Here is a 16,914-nt window from a genome sequence, read left to right as displayed (position 1 = left end):
GCGAGTCGCGGCAACGAAACGATATGGCTGAGTACAAAGACACGATCAATCTTCCGCAGACCGACTTTCCCATGAAAGCCGATCTCGCCCGTCGCGAGCCCGACATGCTCAGGTGGTGGGAAGAGAATGCGATTTACGCGAAGTTACGCGAGGTCGCCCGCGGCCGCCCGACGTTCATCCTGGCGGACGGTCCGCCGTATGCGAACGGTGCGATTCACCTGGGTCATTCGATCAACAAGGTGCTGAAGGACATCGTCGTCAAATCGCGCACGATCGATGGCTTCGACGCGCCTTACGTTCCGGGCTGGGATTGCCATGGCCTGCCGATCGAGCACCAGATCGAGAAAACCCGTGGCAAGGAAGTGAAATCGCTGGAGCCGCGCGCTTTCCGTCAGGCCTGTCGCGAGTACGCGATGGAGCAGGTCAACATCCAGCGTGAGGATTTCAAGCGTCTGGGTGTAATGGGCGACTGGGATCGTCCGTACATGACCATGCAGCCGCGCTACGAAGCGGAGCAGCTGCGTGCGTTCGCGCAGATCGTGCGCAACGGCCACGTCTACAAGGGCCTCAAGCCTGTGCACTGGTGTCTGGATTGCCGGTCGGCGCTCGCGGAAGCCGAGGTCGAGTACGAAGACAAGACCTCGCCTGCGATCGATGTGCGTTTCCGCGTCAAGGACCCCGCCGATCTGGCAAGTCGTTTCGGCCTCGAGGATGCGTCTGCCGCCAGCGTCGTGATCTGGACGACCACGCCGTGGACGCTGCCAGCCAACCAGGCCGTCGCGCTCGGGCCGCAGATCAAGTATTCGCTGATCGACACCGGATCGGAATTGCTGATCCTTGCAAGTGAGTTGGTGGCCAGCGTGCTCAAGCGCGCGAATATCGCGGAATCGAAGCAGCTGGCCGAAGTGGTCGGTGCGGAACTCGAGGGGTTGCAGCTCGCTCATCCGTTCTATGAGCGGACGGTGCCCGTGATCCTGGGCGATCACGTCACGCTCGATGCCGGTACGGGTGCGGTTCACACGGCGCCGGGACATGGTCAGGAAGACTATGCGGTGGGCATGAAGTACAAGCTCAGGATCGACAATCCCGTCGGCAGCAACGGACGATTTGTCGCGGGCACGCAGTTCTTCGAAGGCGAGAAAGTCTTCGATGCCAACAAGCACGTCATTGAAGTGCTCAAGGAGCACGGCGCGTTGTTGCACGATGAATCGCTCCGCCACAGCTATCCGCATTGCTGGCGCCACAAGACGCCGGTGATCTTCCGTGCGACGGCGCAATGGTTCATCAGCATGGAGCAGGCAGGTTTGCGCAAGTCAGCGCTGCGCGAGATCGGCAAGGTGAAATGGATGCCGGCCTGGGGCGAAAGCCGCATCGGCAACATGATCGCGGATCGGCCGGACTGGTGTATTTCGCGGCAGCGCGTCTGGGGCGTACCGATCCCGTTGTTTACGCACAAGACGACCGGCGAAATGCATCCGCGCTCCCCGGAGCTGGTCGATGAAGTGGCCAAGCTCGTCGACAAGGACGGCATCGATGCCTGGGCCGATCTCGATCCCGTCCAGTTGCTCGGCGACGAGGCGGCGCACTACGAGAAAGTCATCGACATCATGGATGTCTGGTTCGATTCCGGTGTGATGCATCACTGCGTGACAGCGGCGCGCCCGGAAATCACCGCACCCGCCGACCTGTATCTCGAAGGCTCCGACCAGCATCGCGGCTGGTTTCATAGTTCGCTGCTGACGTCGGCCGCCTTGCACGATCGTGCGCCGTATCGTGCGGTGCTCACGCACGGATTCACGATCGATGAGAAGGGACGCAAGATGTCCAAGTCGCTCGGCAACGTGATCGTGCCGCAGAAGGTGATCGGCGCCCTCGGCGCCGATGTGCTGCGACTGTGGATTGCCGCGACCGACTACGCCAATGAAATGAGCCTGTCGGACGAAATCCTGAAGCGCGTCGGCGAGTCATATCGCCGCATGCGCAATACGGCGCGCTTCCTGCTCGGCAATCTCACGGGCTTCGATCCGGCGACCGATCAGCTGCCGCTGGACGAACTGGTCGCGATCGACCGCTGGGCGCTGTGGCGCACGCAGCAGTTGCAGGACGAAGTCATCGCCGCCTATCGCGACTATCAGTTCCACCTGATCTACCAGAAGGTTCACAACTTCTGCAGCGTCGATCTCGGCGGCTTCTATCTGGACGTGCTCAAGGATCGCCTCTACACCACGCCAGCCAGGAGTGCGGCGCGGCGTTCGGCGCAGACGGCGATGTTCTGGATCGCCGAAGCCATGGTGCGCTGGCTCGCGCCGATTCTTTCGTTCACGAGCGAGGAAATCTGGCGTCATCTTCCAGCGTCCACGGGATCGGGTCCGCGCGGCCAATCCGTGTTCTTCGAGACCTGGGCGCAGCTGCCGCAGGGCGCGGCGGTGCGCCCGAATGTCGATTGGGATGCGGTACTCGAGGCGCGTAGTGCTGTGGCGCGAGAGATCGAGAAGGTGCGCAACAGCGGCGCCATCGGCGCTCCGCTCGATGCGGAGGTCGATCTCTACTGTGCACCGGCGTTGCTGAACACGCTGAGCGAGTTCGGTGAGGAACTCCGGTTCGTGTTCATCACGTCCGCTGCGCGCGTGCATCCTGCGCAGGAGCGGCCGGCCGATGCGGCGCCGGCACAGGAGGGTGATCGCAACAATGCATGGATCCTCGTGCGGCCAACGACGTCCACCAAGTGCGTGCGTTGCTGGCACAAGCGCCCCGATGTCGGCGTCAGCGCGCAACATCCGGAACTCTGCGGACGTTGTGTGACGAATCTCGACGGCCCCGGCGAATCACGCCGCTTCTCCTGATAGACGGACCCGCATGAGCAACGGATCGATATCGAAAGTCTGGTTTCACCCCACCCGCGGGGCCAGCAACTGGTTGTGGCTGTCGGCCTTCGTGGTGCTGATGGATCAGGTGACCAAGGCGCTGGTCGTGGGATCGGTCAAGGGCAAGGCGAGCTTTGCGCTGCTGCCGATTCTCGAGATCGTCTATCTCGAGAATCGCGGCGCCGCATTCAGCATCCTGCACGATGCCGGCGGCTGGCAGCGCTGGTTCTTCATCATGCTGGCGCTGGTCGTCAGCGTGGTGCTGATGCTCTGGCTACGCAAGCTGCGCACTCCTGAGCAGACCGTTCTCGCGGTCGGCCTGTCGCTGGTGCTCGGTGGCGCGCTGGGCAACGTGATCGACCGTGTGTGGCACGGCTACGTCGTCGACTTCATTTATTTTCACTGGGGAACGTGGGATTTCCCGGCCTTCAACATTGCGGACACGGCGATTTCCATCGGCGCTGTCTGCCTGCTGATCGACGCATTTTTCGAGAGCGGACGAGAGAAGGACAAAGCGGTGAATGCAGCCGCACAGGCGGAGAAAAAGTAGTGCAGATCCTCCTCGCCAATCCCCGCGGCTTCTGTGCCGGCGTCGATCGGGCCATCGACATCGTCGAGCGCGCCATCGAGTTGTTTGGCGCGCCGATCTATGTGCGCCATGAAGTGGTCCACAACCGTTACGTGGTCGACCGGTTGCGCAACATGGGCGCGATCTTCGTCGAGGAACTCAACGAAGTGCCCGCCGACGCCACCGTGATTTTCAGCGCGCATGGCGTTTCGCGCGCAGTTCAGGACGAGGCCCGCGGTCGCGGTTTGAAGGTGTTCGATGCCACCTGCCCGTTGGTGACGAAGGTGCATATGGAAGTGACCCGTTATGCCCGCGAGGGACGCGACGTGATCCTGATCGGGCACGAGGGGCACCCCGAGGTCGAGGGCACGATGGGACAGTTCGATACGTCGTTTGGCGGTCGCATCCTGCTGGTCGAGACGCCGGATGATGTCGAGCACCTGGATGTGCGCAATCCCGAGCAGCTCGCCTTCGTCACACAGACGACGCTGTCAGTCGATGACACGCAGCTGGTGGTCGACACACTGCGGCGCCGCTTCCCGGCGCTGGCGAATCCACGCAAGGAAGATATCTGCTACGCCACACAGAACCGCCAGGACGCGGTGAAACAACTGGTTGAACGCTGTGACCTGATCCTGGTGGTCGGCTCGCCAACGAGCTCCAATTCCAATCGATTGCGCGAGATCGCCGAAAAGGCCGGCATTCCGGGGTATCTCATCGACGGACCTGAAGACCTGAGGCGCGAATGGTTCGAGGGCAGGAAGTGCATCGGGGTCACGGCCGGTGCCTCAGCGCCGGAGATTCTGGTCGAACGCGTCGTGGCGCGGATTCGCGAGTGGGGTGGGGAAGCGCCGGTGAACCTGGTCGGCCAGCAGGAAAACATCGTCTTCAGCCTGCCGCGGGAACTGCGCCTCGTACGGTCGATGTCCTGACGCCGCGCGGGCTCACTTCGTGGGCTGAACGCGCATGACGTAGGAAGCGGCGCCTGCGCCCGCCGCTGACCAACTGACCGAGACTACGTACGTTGCCGGATTGGTGGACAGGTCGCGCGTGATGGCGCCAGTACCGTTCGGCAGCGTCTTGCGGATCTCCTCATGCCAGCACGCGGCTTCCTGGGAGGCGGCATTGATGGGGCGCGGGTCGCGCGTCTCCGTGCACAGCACGCCGATCACATTGGCATAGCCGGTGCGGCCCGCCGTGTTGGTGTTCACCTTGTCGGCCATTACCTGAGCCAGTCGCGCCGCCTGCGCCTGAGGGTGCGTATCGACATCGGTCTGCAGCGCTTCTCCGTAGAGAGCCGCGATGCCGATGAGCCCGATACCGACGACCAGCAGCGCCGTAATGACCTCGACGAGAGTGAAGCCGGAGGAGGAGGGAAAGGCTGTGGGCCGGAGCCTGGAGGCTGGAGGCTGGAGGCGTGACGGACGTGGGCTGGATTCAATATTCCGCTCGCCGCTGAGAGCACCAGCAATAAGTCGTCGAATCTGCAAGATCTAACTCTTGGTCTGGCTACAGCCTACAGCGTACAGCCTGCGACCAACGGAAGTCCCGCGCGGACGACCAACGGAAGTCCCACGCGGACGACCAACGGAAGTCCCGCTGGACAGCCTGCGGCCCGGCCTTAGCGCTTGTCACCCGCATCGCAGAGGCTTGTTGCTCGAATCTCGTTGTGAGACTCGCGGCCGCCCGGTCTGGCTGATGATGATGGCCCGCGCCTGTGCGCTGCCGCGATCGTCGCAGAAAAGCAGCGTGCCATTCACGACTCCCTGCCGGTAGGCGCGAAATGAATACGCCTGCCGATTGGAAGTGATTTCGCCGTTGGGCCATCCCGGGTAGGCGACCAGGATGTCCTCGCCGGCGTCTCGTTGCGGCAGGTCGTCGCTGTCGCTGTTCACGAATACCATCCAGCCGCTGCTCCATGTCTGCGCACGATTACTGCAGGTTTGTCCGTCCGAGGATTTGCAGAGGCTGACCGTCTTGCCACGTTTGATCGCTTCGCTGCGCGCCAGATACAGCGCATGGACGAAGCTGTTGACGGCCGTCGTCCGTGCGCTATCGCGCAGGATGCCGGCGAACGACGGGGCGGCTATGCCGCCTACGATGGCGACGATGGCCACTGTCGTCAGCATTTCGAGCAGGGTGACTCCGGTGGACCGACGTCGACTGGCACGCATCCATGTGCTCCTGAGGTGGCGGTGGCAGCCAGACTAGGCGGCACGGTGGCCGGAAGACGCCGATTTTGTCGGCATTTAGCCAGTATTGCGTTGTGCGCCCGCAGACGCATGCCATACCCACGCGGCCACATCCGGGGGTATGCTCCCGGCCAGTTGTCCGAACCCCAGTGCATCCCGCCGTGACCAGTTTGTTTCAGGCCTATCCGCAGTCCCCGATGACTCGCGAGACGATCGTCGAGGAGCTGCAACTCCACGGTCTCAAGCCCACCGGACAGCGCGTACGGGTGGCCCAGATCCTGATGCAGACGCCCACCCACATGACCGCGGAACAGATCCTGGCGGCGGTCAGGCAGGGTGGGGAGCGCGTGTCCAAGGCGACGGTCTACAACACGCTCAATGTGCTGGCCCGGACCGGCCTGATTCGTCAGATCCATGTAGATCCGGAGCGATCCGTCTACGACTCCACCCGGGCGCCGCATCATCATTTCCATGATCTGGACACGGGTGAGTTGTGCGACATTCACCCGGACGAGATCACCTTCAGTCGTTTCCCGGCCTTGCCGGACGGCATGGAGGCCGAGGCCGTCGAGGTCGTGATCCGGATCCGCCGCCGGAGTGCGGGTCGCTGATACGTCACGGTTTTCAACCGTCCGCTACCTCTGGTGGAATTCTTTCTCTATACTTCGCCCCCCTCGCGGGCCGGAGTAGCTCAGTTGGTAGAGCAGCGCATTCGTAATGCGCGGGTCGGGGGTTCAAGTCCTCTCTCCGGCACCACCCTTTCGTAAACGCCGCGCCTTGCGCGGCGTTTGCGTTCCGGCGCCGGAATCCGGAACTGCAAGCTGGATCGCCGGCCGGCTCGACCTTCGGGACATCGCAGCGACGTGACCAAACCTGCACGCTCCAGATCCAGCCGCAAACTGACCCGTAGTCGGATATTGCTGTACCGGCTCGCCGTTGGACTCGCAGCCGGCATCCTCGAAGTCCTCTGGCATACGTGCCGCATCCGCTACGTCGGGCTCGATTCCTTCAACAAGTTGGTTCAGGAGCATGGCGCCGTGGTGCCGGTGTGCTGGCATCAGCACCTGCTCATCTGCGCGCGGTTTCTGGTGAGCAAGCGGGTGTGTCCGCCGCTCAAGGCGGGCTTCATGATTTCGCCGTCAGTGGACGGCGAGGCGCCGACGATGCTCGCCCGCTTGTATGGGGCTCACGTCGTGCGCGGCTCCGGAACCTATTCGGGGCTGCGTGCCGTACGCGGCGCCAAGCAGGCCATCGAACGGGACGGCATTTCCGCTGCCATGACGCCCGATGGGCCGAAGGGACCGAGATTCAAGTTCAAGCCCGGCGCCATCTTTGCGGCGCAGACCACCGGCAAGCCGGTCATTCCGCTGGCCTTCGCAGCGAGGCCAGCCTGGGTATTGAAAACCTGGGACAAATTCGTGATCCCGGTGCCGTTCGGGCGTATCTGCATTGCGATCGGCGAACCGTTCTATCCGCCGGCGGAGATGAATGGCGAACAGATGGCAGAGGCGCAGCGCGAAATGGAACGCCGCATGCTGGCGACATACCGGTTGGCCGCGGCCGAACTCAGGAAATAATCATCCCTTGGTGGCGTGCGCTGGTGACACGTCGGCGCAATCGGGGTCGGCGCACTCTTCGGCCTCGATTTGAATCGTCGCGTGGGTGATGCCATAGCGTTCTGCCAGCACCGCCTTGGCCTGCCGCAGTACCTGCGCGTGATCCGCGGTCGTGCTGACCGCTGCGTGCATCGTCAGCAGCACGTCGTGCGGCCCTACGAGCCAGGTGTGGATGTGGTGCACGTCGTGAATGTCGGGTACGCGCGCTTCGAGTGTGCTGCGTAATTCCGCGACGTCGAGGTCGTCGGGCGAGCCCTCCATCAGAATGTGTGTCGAGCGTCGGATCAGTGACCAGGCGCTGCGCACGATCAGCAGGCAGACGAAGACGGACAGCAGTGGGTCGATGGGGGTCCAGCCCGTGTACATGATCACCAGGGCCGCAACGATGGCGGCCGCTGATCCGAGCAGATCGCTGAGCACATGCAGCGTCGCTGCGGCAATGTTGATGTCGTGCGAGTCGCCCCGCCGCAGCATGGCGAATACGATGAGATTCACCGCCAGTCCGATGGTCCCGATCCACAGGATGGTGAACCCGTCGACCGGCACCGGCTGCATAAATCGCTGCACGGCTTCGATACATATCCAGGCCGTGATGAACATGAGCGCGCAGCCGTTGATGAACGTCGCGAGCACGCGCAGGCGTTGATAGCCGAAGGTGCGACGCAGATCGGCAGGCCGTTTTGCGATCAGGATGGCGGCCCATGCCAGGGCCAGCGCCGCGGCATCGGTCAGCATGTGCCCGGCATCGGCCAGCAGCGCCAGCGAGCCTGCGATCAGGCCGCCGGCAAACTCGACCAGCATGAACACGAACGTCAGGGCAAGCGCGAATCCCAGCAGTTTCAGGGACGATCCGTGCGCATGATCGTGAGCGTGATGATCGCTGGCGTGTCCGGAGTGCGACCCGTGCCGGTCACCATGGCCATCGTGGGAGTGAGGCGCGTGCATGCCATGGAGCATAGGTCGACGCTCGGGCATTACAAGGGTCGGGCGAGTCGTCGCGATTGATCTGATGGGATCGGAGCGTCTACGTACAACTCCGCAATCCGGCGCTTCCGATCTCACGTTATTTCTTTGCCACCCTCCACGGACACGCCCCACACGCCATCAGCGCAGGAATCATGGAAATCTCGGTAGTCATCCCGGTCTGCAACGAAGAGGAGAATGTCGGTTCGTTGGCCCGGGAGGTCAGCCAGGCACTCGCCGGATTTCGGCGCTTCGAAATTATTTTCGTTGATGATGGCAGCACCGACGGTACGGCAGCCGCCGTGCTGGCCGCGCAGGTTCAGGGAATTCCCGAGCTGCGACTGCTGCGTCATTCGAAGCGCAGCGGGCAAAGCGCCGCTGTGCATGATGGCGTTCGTGCGGCGCACGCCGACTGGATTGCAACCCTCGACGGCGACGGTCAGAACGATCCGGCGGATATCCCTGCGCTGGTCGCTGCCCGGCAGGCACGGGGCGAACGCGTGAAGCTGGTCATGGGCAATCGCAAGGCTTCGCGCCAGGACACCTGGTTACGCAAGGTGTCCTCGAGCGTCGCCAACGCCGTGCGCAGCTGGTTTCTCAACGACGGCACACCCGACTCCGGTTGCGGCATCAAGCTCATGCATCGTGCGACCTTTCTCGAATTGCCGCGGTTCGATCACATGCATCGCTTTCTGCCGGCCCTGTTTCTCAATGCCGGGTGGGAAGTGATCTCTGTGCCGGTTCGTCACCGCCAACGTTCACACGGGGTATCGAAGTACGGGCTGCGCAACAGGCTGTGGGTCGGAATCGTCGATCTGTTTGGAGTGCGCTGGATATTGAAGCGCAACCCGCCTCGCCCGACGGTGGTGGAGCAGGGCAGCGAGCGATAGGTAGCCGGCCGGAGCTGTCGCAGGATCGCGACCGGGCTGCCTGCCCGACGGGAAAATTCTGCAACGTTGGCTCCCCAAAGCAATTGCCGTGCGAACCCGACGGAAGAGCAGGCGGCAAATGCCCCTGATCATTGACTCAGGGTAATGGCTGTCGCCATCACGATCAAACGCCGTATGTCATTGACGGCTATGATCCTTCAGAAGGCCGTGCCACAATCGGTCGCAGCTTTCGTTCGCCCATAATTCAAACCGTCGGGCGACACGGCGGGAGGATTGTTCAATGACTGCCACCGACCGATCCGGCATGCCGGATCGACACACCAGTTTTCGGGTAGCAACGCGCGGCCATTGCGCCAGCATTCGCGTGAGCGCGCGGTTCCGATAGCGATCATCCATTCGGCTCCACCCAGTGGCGAGCGATCCGACCAAGGTCATTGATCCCATCCCGCGAGCAGCAGGCGGCAGTCTGTTCGTGACTCGACCGCCAGCGAGCGCCCAGCAGCGTTCGAAGGCGGGGCTGGATGTGCTGCTCACCAAGGCAGCTGTCGATTTTCAGAATCCGCCTGCCTCCGATGTCGATCAGCTCGTGCGTCAGAACCTCGATGCATTGCGCGACGCGACTGGCATCGATGCCTTCCTGGTCGCGCTGATCGACGAACAGGAACCGACCATCCGCAAGGTCATTGGCTCGGCGAGCCTGTTCGCGACGTTCAATCCCGACGTCTTCAGCGGCCAGTCGCTCGAGACGCTGCCGTACCTGCGCGACCGTCTCGAACACATCCGCATCATCGAGATCCGCGATACGCAGCAGCCGCGCCGTGAGCTGGCGGCGGAGGCAGCACGCTTCGCCTCGATCCAGGTCGGCGCCGTACTGGTGGTGGGATTCGCCGTAGCGGGTCGGATCAGGGGCTTTTTCGCGATGTGCTCCACGCGACCGCGCGAAAGCTGGGATGCCAACCTGCATCTGGCGATGAAGCTGCTGGCCTCCAGCTATGCCAGTGGCCTGGAGCGCAAACAATACCGCGCGCAGTTCGACAACCTCGAAGAGCGCAGTGAACTGGCCCTGCACGGGGCCAACGACGGGTTGTGGGATTTCGATCTCGAGAAGAACTCCTCCTATTTCTCGCCGCGCTGGAAATCGATGCTCGGTTACTCCGACGACGAGGTGGAGCCGCTGGTCGACTGGCAGCCGCTGGTTCACCCCGAGGACCTGCCGCGGGTTCAGGGTGCGCTGCGCGATCATCTGTCGGGCAAGGAGCCGATGTTCGAAAGCGTGCATCGCCTGAAACACCGCGACGGCTTCTGGCTGTGGGTGGTGAGTCGCGCCAAGGCGCGCGTCGACGAGCACGGTCGCACGCGCCGCATCGTCGGCGTGGATCTGGACGTGACCGAGCGCAAGCTTTACGAGGAAGCGTTGTTCCGCGAAAAGGAAAGCGCCCAGATCACGCTGCAATCCATTGGCGACGGCGTGATCACGACGGATTCGACCTGCCGGATCGAGTATCTGAACCCGGTGGCTGAGCAGCTCACGGGCTGGCGGCTCGAACATGCGCAGGGCCGCGTCATCGATGAGATCTTCCGCAGCTTCCACGAGGAAACCTGCGAGCCGCTGGAGAATCCTCTCGCCGTTTCGATTCGCCGCACGCGCGCGATCAAGTCCGTCCGGCCGACGTTGCTGATCCGTCGTGATGGCAACGAGCTGTACATCGAAAGCTGCGCTTCGCCCATCCGCGACGGCTCCGGCGTCGTCTGCGGGGGCGTGCTGGTGTTCCATGACGTGAGCGAGAGCCGCGAACTGAATCGCAAGCTCTCCTACCACGCGAGCCACGACATCCTGACTGGCCTGGTGAATCGGCGCGAATTCGAGTCGCGGCTCGAACGCGCGATGAAAAGCTCCAAGGCGCGCGAGGCCTCGTTCGCGCTGTGCCACATCGATCTGGATCAGTTCAAGATCATCAACGACAACTGCGGACACAGCGCCGGCGATGCCCTGCTCGGCCAGGTGGGCGCATTGCTGAAATCCAAGATCCGCTGGCGCGATACGGTCGCGCGTCTCGGCGGTGATGAGTTCGGAGTGCTGCTCGAAAGCTGTTCCCTGGAAGAGGCGGTCCGGAATGCGGAAGCGCTGCGTGAGGCGATCCGCAACTACAAATTCGTGTGGGAAGAGCGCACGTTCCGGCTGGGCGCGAGTATCGGCGTGGTGCCGCTGTCGACCGAGAATGAAGACGTGGCCTCATTGCTGTCGGCGGCAGACAGCGCCTGCGCCGCCGCGAAAGAAAGCGGCCGCAACCGCATCTACAGCTTCCAGGAAAACGACATCGACCTGATGCGTCGGCGTCGCGAAATGCAGTGGGCGGCCCGCATCAACAACGCGCTCGAAGACAACCGCTTCGAAATCTATCGCCAGGTGATCCAGCCGCTGCAGAAACCAGACCCCGGCCTGCACTACGAGTTGCTGCTGCGCATGCGCGACGAGGCAGGCAAGATCGTGACGCCGGATCAGTTCATCGCCGCGGCCGAGCGCTACGGCCTGACGCCGAATATCGATCGCTGGATGATCGAGCATGCGCTGCGCTGGCTGGTGTCGGAAGCCGACGAGCGTGAAAAGCTCTCGATGTGTTCGATCAATCTGTCAGGCCAGAGTCTGGGCGACGACAAATTCCTGCCGTTCGTGATCGATCACTTCCATCGCAGCGGCATCGACGCCTCGAAGATCTGTTTCGAAATCACGGAGACGGCGGCAATCGCGAGCTTCTCGCAGGCGAACCGCTTCATTCACGCGCTCAAGGAGCTCGGCTGCCGGTTTGCGCTGGATGATTTCGGTACCGGGCTGTCTTCGTTCGGTTACCTGAAGCACTTTCCCGTCGACTTCCTCAAGATCGACGGCAGCTTCGTCAAGGAAATCCTCCACGACCCGATCGATCGCGAGATGGTGCGCTCCATCAACGAGATCGGCCATCTCACCGGCAAGCAGACGATCGCCGAGTTCGCCGAGAACGCCGAAATCATCGAGATGCTGCGCAGCCTGGGCGTCGACTATGCACAGGGCTACGGTATTGCGACGCCGCAGCGCGTGTTGCGAGCCGTAGCGAGTTAGAAACGGGATTTCACGCAGCGAGCAGAGTGCACGGGGAGATCAAAATCTCTTCGTAGCGCCAGTGGAATATTCCTTCTGACTACCCGACGCCCGCAGTCAGCTCCTGCTCAGCGCCGTAACGGCGCGCTCGCTTCGGCAGCTGGCGCCACGCGGCAATCACCCGTGACGCATCGATCCCCAGGATATTGAGCTGTCCTTCAACCTTGCCCTGCAGCGCGATGGCAAAAGTGTTTCTGCCTCCTGGCCGATACCGTTGCGGATCGGCATCGGCAAACAACGTCACTACGGAACAACCGACCGCGGCGGCGACATGGGCCGGGCCGGTGTCTACGGAGATCATGCTGTCGGTGCGTTCGAGCAGGGCGACCAGAATCGGGACGGGCAGATCGTTGGCGACGTTGTGGATGTTCGTGATGCCCGCTTCGCGAATGATGTCCTGGTTGAGTTCGTGTTCCTGGGGAACGCCCAGCAGCACGATGGCACTATGCGGGCGGTCTTTGCGCACTGCGCGAATCACCTGGGCCCAGCGCGTTTCCGGCCAGTATTTCTTGTTGGTCACGCGCCGTCGTTTCCAGGAGCGCATGGTGCGCTTGTTGCCCGCCTGGATGGCGATCAGCGATTGACTCTCCAGCCCATGGCGGACCAGCCAGGGCTGCAGGTCGCTGCGCATGGAGGCAGTAACCTGCAGGAACGCGTGCGCCGAACGGGTGTGCTGCGCCGGTGGATAAACATTACCCAGCGCGACGGGTGTCTCATCGGCGAAACGCACCCAGCGATCGGCGTCGTGCTCGCCCGGGATGGTGTTAGTGAAGTCGCAGACGAATTCGTCCGGCACGTTGCCGCGGCGTAGCAGGTCGCGACCCACATCGTGCGGGTGTGCGAACCACGTAGGGGTCGGGCCGCGGGCGCGCAGCCAGCGCACTAGGCGTTGCTGATCGGGACTCAGCAGATACGGTCGGCGTCTACTGCCGATGATCCTGATGTCGCCCACGCCCGGCTGTCCGTCGAGCAGGGGGCGCGTCCAGCCGCCTGAGCTCACGATGTCGACGGGCACGCCAAATCGTTCGTGCAGGCGACGGATCATGGGAGTCAGCAGCACCATGTCGCCCAGCGCACCGAAGCGCACGATCAGGACGCGCTGGGTGGCGGGGCTTCGGCTGTCGACGAATTGCATTGAATGCCAGTCGTTCTTCCGATACATGCGCTGCCTTACGTTGAGGCTCGTCTATTCGTGGATGAACGGCACGATCGCGGGCGAATTTACGCCAATTCATCGGACGATGCGCGAGTTTGATGCCCACATGCCTCGGGCTTCTTTGCTTGCGGCATGAGAGGGGCGCTGCTATTTTGCTCTGCGGAGATCGACCCGGCGCACCTGCCTTCCGCGCCGACCTCCCACTCTCGCCCGACAGTTCATGCGTTGACGCAATCCGTTGCGGACATGTCGTTCGTGAGAAGGATCTGCTTGCGGCTCGCAGGTGCCGCGGCTTCAAACCTATCGGAGATCGCCATGAGTTTCAGTCTGCCGACACTTCCCTATGCCTACGGTGCGCTGGCCGAACGCGGCATGTGCCAGGAAACCCTCGAGCTGCATCACGGCAAGCATCATCAGACCTACGTGACGGCATTGAACGGATTGGTCGAGAAGAACGATGCCCTGAAGGGCAAGTCACTCGAAGAGCTGGTCACCCTGTCGTACGGCAAGGACGACCTGACGCCCGTCTTCAACAATGCCGGCCAGCATTGGAATCACAGCTTCTTCTGGAATTCGCTGTCGCCGAACGGTGGCGCCATTCCTGCGGCACTGGAGCAGAAGCTCACCGCGGACTTCGGCGGTGTCGATCAATTCAAGGCGCAGTTCAAGGCGGCGGCGCTCGGTCAGTTCGGTTCGGGCTGGGCCTGGCTCGTGCTCGGCAAAGACGGCAAGCTGAAGATCACCAAGTCCCCGAATGCCGGCACACCGATCGCGACGGGCGAGGGCAAGCCGCTGCTGGTCCTCGACGTGTGGGAACACGCGTACTACGTCGATTTCCGCAATCGCCGTCCGGACTTCACGGACAACTTCCTCAACCGTCTTGCCAACTACGAATTCGCCGCGGCGAATCTGCAGTCGGCCTGAGGATCCTTTGAGATCCGGATCGGCGTTCTGCCGGTCCGGGTCTACATGCTGAAGCGCATCGACAGGTCGACGGCCTGCACATGCTTGGTCAGCCCGCCGATGCTGATGAAGTCGACCCCCGTGTCGGCAATCCCACGAATCGTCTGCAGTGAAACGTTGCCCGAGGCTTCGAGCTTCACCCGCCCGCCGTGCTGACGATTGATGGCGACGGCTTCGCGCATCATCGCCAGCGTGAAGTTGTCGATCAGGATGCGATCGATATCGGTCGCCAGCGCCTGCCGCAGTTCGTCGAGACTCTCCACCTCGACTTCGACCACGCGATCACCTGCGACACGCCGTGCATGTGCCACGGCCGCTGCGATCGACCCGGCGGCGGCGATATGGTTCTCTTTCACCAGGATCGCATCGAACAGGCCGATCCGGTGATTAACGCCACCACCGCAGACCACAGCGTATTTCTGCGCCAGCCGCAGGCCTGGTACCGTCTTGCGAGTGTCGAGCACGCGCGTGGACGTGCCTGCAATGGCCTCCACGTGGGTGCGCGTACTGGTGGCGGTTGCTGACAGTGTCTGCAGGAAATTGAGTGCAGTGCGTTCGCCGGTCAGCAGGTTTCTTGCCGAGCCAGTGAGCTCGCAGAGCGTCTGATTGGCATTGACGCGGTCGCCATCGTTGGCGAACCACTGGATGTGGATAGCAGGGTCGAGCTGCCTGAAGACCGCGTTGAACCAGTCGCAGCCGCACAGGACGGCGGTTTCACGTGAGATCACTGTGGCACGAGCGTTCTTTTCAGCCGGGATCAGCGATGCGGTCAGGTCGCCTGTACCGCTGTCTTCAGCCAGGGCTCGGGCGACCTGTTCGCCGAGGTCGGCCGGGAGGTTAGGGGTTTTCATGCGCAGGATTAGAGCATAGGCCCCGCTCGGCCAGAACCTGTGCGCTCACGACACTGTATGATCAGCGCAAGCCGTTGATTTTCCCGTCCATTGAACAATGACCGTGGCGTCCCCATAATCCTCGCGCCCCAGCGTCTGGTATCCATGAGTTTGCAGCCCCCCCAGCCCCCTGTCGTTTCGCCGTGTACCAAGGTCTGTACGCTGGATCCGCAGGGCATCTGCATCGGCTGCGGCCGGGAGCTCAGCGAGATTGCCAACTGGCCGCGCATGTCCGCGACCGAGCAATCGGATGTATGTCGTCGCGCGCACGAGCGGCGCGAACGTTCCCGCCTGAAAGTTTGAGAAATTCCGTCGAGGTGATTGCAGTGGATGTCATCGAACGCATCAAGTCCCAGCTCTCTTCCAGCCCCGTCCTGCTGTACATGAAGGGCACGCCGGACTTTCCCCAGTGCGGTTTCTCCGCGGCAGCCGTGCGTGCGCTTTCTGCGTCGGGCGTGACGTTCGGTCACGTGAACATCTTCGAAGATCCGGAAGTGCGCGAAGCGCTGAAGGAGTACTCGAACTGGCCGACCTATCCGCAGCTCTATGTGAACGGCGAACTGATCGGCGGTTCGGACATCATCATGGAGATGTACAACAGCGGTGAGCTGCAGAAAGTACTCGCCGAAGCGAAGTAGTCAGGCGGCCGGGTGATGAGGTGACGGTAGCGTCACTTCATCACATCACCGCACCTCGGTTCCCATCCGGTTGCAGATCTTGCAGAACAGCTCGGCCGTCTGCTGAGCGTCGTACAGTGCCGAGTGCGCTTCGTTCGAATCCCACGCGATCCCTGCGGCGTTCAGCGCCTTTGCCAGTACCGTTTGCCCGTACACGACGCCAGCCAGCGTCGCCGTGTCGAAGCTCGAAAAGGGATGGAATGGATTGCGCTTGATGCCGCAGCGTGTCACCGCCGCATTGAGAAAATTCAGATCGAAGGATGCGTTGTGGCCGACCAGTACGGCGCGGGTGCAGTCGTTGTCCTTCATCGCCTGGCGGATGTCGCGAAACAGGCGGGCGAGCGCATCCTTCTCGGGGATCGCAGGACGCAGCGGGTGATAGGGATCGATACCGTTCACCGCGAGCGACGCCGCCTCGACCTTGGCGCCTGGAAACGGCTGCACGTGGTAGCGCCAGCCTTCACCCGTTCGCAGCGAGCCGTCGCCCTGGATCTCCACCAGAACCGCCGCGATTTCCAGCAGCGCATCCGTATTCGGGTTGAATCCACCGCATTCGACGTCGACGACGACCGGGAGAAAGCCGCGAAAACGACGCGCCATCGGCAACTGTTCAATCAAGGGGACGATTCCTTCAGGTCAGGCGCCAGGCGATGGATTCGCCCGCGCGGAACGGCACCAGTTCATCCGTCGCGAACGGATAGCTGGCCGGTGGGGTCCAGGCGGACCGCTCCAGAGTGATGTGGCTGGTGTTGCGCGGCAGGCCGTAAAAATCCGGCCCGCGCAGCGAAGCGAACGCTTCCAGTCGATCCAGACGGCCAGCCAGCTCGAATGCTTCTGCATACAGCTCGATGGCGGCGTGCGCGGAGAAAATTCCGGCGCAGCCGCACGCATGCTCCTTCGTGTGTTTCGCATGCGGGGCGCTGTCCGTGCCGAGAAAAAAGCGCGGATCGTCGCTGGTCACCGCCTCGATCAAGGCACGTCGATCGCGCTCGCGCTTGA

At 62.6% G+C, this 16,914-nt stretch carries 16 protein-coding genes, 1 tRNA gene and 1 pseudogene; 11 read left to right on the top strand and 7 right to left on the bottom strand.

The window, feature by feature from the left end; genetic code table 11:
- Positions 1-23: 23 nt before the first annotated feature.
- Genes ileS through ispH form a run of 3 tightly spaced genes read left to right on the top strand, consistent with a single transcriptional unit; the run spans position 24 to position 4,364 of the window.
- Complete coding sequence (gene ileS / locus VIZ63_RS20215) at positions 24-2,843, top strand: isoleucine--tRNA ligase (protein WP_331611572.1); 2,820 nt, start codon at positions 24-26, stop codon at positions 2,841-2,843.
- 13 nt (positions 2,844-2,856) lie between these two features.
- The gene (lspA, locus tag VIZ63_RS20210; RefSeq protein ID WP_331611571.1) at positions 2,857-3,414 is read left to right on the top strand and encodes a signal peptidase II; all 558 of its coding nucleotides are present in this window, start codon (positions 2,857-2,859) and stop codon (positions 3,412-3,414) included.
- Positions 3,414-4,364, top strand: coding sequence for a 4-hydroxy-3-methylbut-2-enyl diphosphate reductase (gene ispH, locus VIZ63_RS20205; protein ID WP_331611570.1), 951 nt, complete (start codon positions 3,414-3,416; stop codon positions 4,362-4,364). The genes lspA and ispH overlap by 1 nt, the downstream gene beginning before the upstream one ends.
- Positions 4,365-4,376: 12 nt before the next feature.
- On the opposite strand, the gene pilV is transcribed toward ispH, so the two are convergent.
- Positions 4,377-4,922, bottom strand: a complete 546-nt coding sequence (gene pilV / locus VIZ63_RS20200; RefSeq protein ID WP_331611569.1) for a type IV pilus modification protein PilV — start codon at positions 4,920-4,922, stop codon at positions 4,377-4,379.
- Positions 4,923-5,063: 141 nt separating this feature from the next.
- The gene (locus VIZ63_RS20195) at positions 5,064-5,606 is read right to left on the bottom strand and encodes a GspH/FimT family pseudopilin (protein ID WP_331611568.1); all 543 of its coding nucleotides are present in this window, start codon (positions 5,604-5,606) and stop codon (positions 5,064-5,066) included.
- 179 nt (positions 5,607-5,785) lie between these two features.
- Between VIZ63_RS20195 and VIZ63_RS20190 the strand changes: the two genes are divergently transcribed.
- The 3 genes from VIZ63_RS20190 (at position 5,786) to VIZ63_RS20180 (ending at position 7,201) form a co-directional block, all read left to right on the top strand.
- Positions 5,786-6,235, top strand: coding sequence for a Fur family transcriptional regulator (locus tag VIZ63_RS20190; protein WP_331611567.1), 450 nt, complete (start codon positions 5,786-5,788; stop codon positions 6,233-6,235).
- Positions 6,236-6,304: 69 nt separating this feature from the next.
- A tRNA-Thr gene (locus VIZ63_RS20185) sits at positions 6,305-6,380 on the top strand.
- A 107-nt stretch (positions 6,381-6,487) separates the two neighbouring features.
- Positions 6,488-7,201: a lysophospholipid acyltransferase family protein gene (locus VIZ63_RS20180; protein ID WP_331611566.1), complete on the top strand. Its 714-nt coding sequence runs from the start codon at positions 6,488-6,490 to the stop codon at positions 7,199-7,201.
- Here VIZ63_RS20180 and VIZ63_RS20175 read toward each other — a convergent pair whose 3' ends face one another.
- Positions 7,202-8,185 (bottom strand): cation diffusion facilitator family transporter, encoded by a 984-nt coding sequence (locus VIZ63_RS20175; RefSeq protein WP_331611565.1) that lies wholly within the window; start codon positions 8,183-8,185, stop codon positions 7,202-7,204.
- 173 nt (positions 8,186-8,358) lie between these two features.
- Between VIZ63_RS20175 and VIZ63_RS20170 the strand changes: the two genes are divergently transcribed.
- Together VIZ63_RS20170 and VIZ63_RS20165 are read left to right on the top strand one after the other, a co-directional pair.
- Positions 8,359-9,093: a glycosyltransferase family 2 protein gene (locus VIZ63_RS20170; RefSeq protein WP_331611564.1), complete on the top strand. Its 735-nt coding sequence runs from the start codon at positions 8,359-8,361 to the stop codon at positions 9,091-9,093.
- Between the two features lie 472 nt (positions 9,094-9,565).
- Complete coding sequence (locus tag VIZ63_RS20165; RefSeq protein WP_331611563.1) at positions 9,566-12,190, top strand: EAL domain-containing protein; 2,625 nt, start codon at positions 9,566-9,568, stop codon at positions 12,188-12,190.
- Positions 12,191-12,269: 79 nt separating this feature from the next.
- Here VIZ63_RS20165 and VIZ63_RS20160 read toward each other — a convergent pair whose 3' ends face one another.
- On the bottom strand, positions 12,270-13,364 hold the full coding sequence (locus VIZ63_RS20160; RefSeq protein ID WP_331611562.1) for a glycosyltransferase family 9 protein: 1,095 nt from the start codon (positions 13,362-13,364) through the stop codon (positions 12,270-12,272).
- Positions 13,365-13,700: 336 nt separating this feature from the next.
- Here VIZ63_RS20160 and VIZ63_RS20155 point away from each other — a divergent pair, with 336 nt between their 5' ends.
- A complete protein-coding gene (locus tag VIZ63_RS20155; protein ID WP_331611561.1) occupies positions 13,701-14,309 on the top strand; it encodes a superoxide dismutase in 609 nt (202 codons plus the stop codon).
- A gap of 41 nt (positions 14,310-14,350) precedes the next feature.
- Here the strand turns inward: VIZ63_RS20155 and nadC are convergent, their stop codons facing one another.
- Positions 14,351-15,199, bottom strand: a complete 849-nt coding sequence (nadC, locus tag VIZ63_RS20150; protein WP_331611560.1) for a carboxylating nicotinate-nucleotide diphosphorylase — start codon at positions 15,197-15,199, stop codon at positions 14,351-14,353.
- 144 nt (positions 15,200-15,343) lie between these two features.
- Between nadC and VIZ63_RS20145 the strand changes: the two genes are divergently transcribed.
- Positions 15,344-15,541, top strand: a complete 198-nt coding sequence (locus tag VIZ63_RS20145) for a DUF1289 domain-containing protein (protein ID WP_331611558.1) — start codon at positions 15,344-15,346, stop codon at positions 15,539-15,541.
- A gap of 23 nt (positions 15,542-15,564) precedes the next feature.
- Positions 15,565-15,876: a Grx4 family monothiol glutaredoxin gene (gene grxD / locus VIZ63_RS20140; RefSeq protein WP_331611557.1), complete on the top strand. Its 312-nt coding sequence runs from the start codon at positions 15,565-15,567 to the stop codon at positions 15,874-15,876.
- 45 nt (positions 15,877-15,921) lie between these two features.
- Here grxD and rnt read toward each other — a convergent pair whose 3' ends face one another.
- Positions 15,922-16,515 carry a ribonuclease T gene (gene rnt, locus VIZ63_RS20135; RefSeq protein ID WP_349261237.1) on the bottom strand — a complete coding sequence of 198 codons (594 nt, stop codon included), beginning with the start codon at positions 16,513-16,515 and terminating at the stop codon, positions 15,922-15,924.
- 31 nt (positions 16,516-16,546) lie between these two features.
- A pseudogene (locus tag VIZ63_RS20130) lies at positions 16,547-16,914 on the bottom strand (dihydroorotase); the annotation flags it as partial.

This window comes from Povalibacter sp. (assembly GCF_036520495.1).
Lineage (GTDB): Bacteria > Pseudomonadota > Gammaproteobacteria > Steroidobacterales > Steroidobacteraceae > Steroidobacter.
The sequence above is the reverse complement of the archived record's forward strand: the minus strand, read 5'-3'. Positions and strand labels throughout refer to the sequence as shown.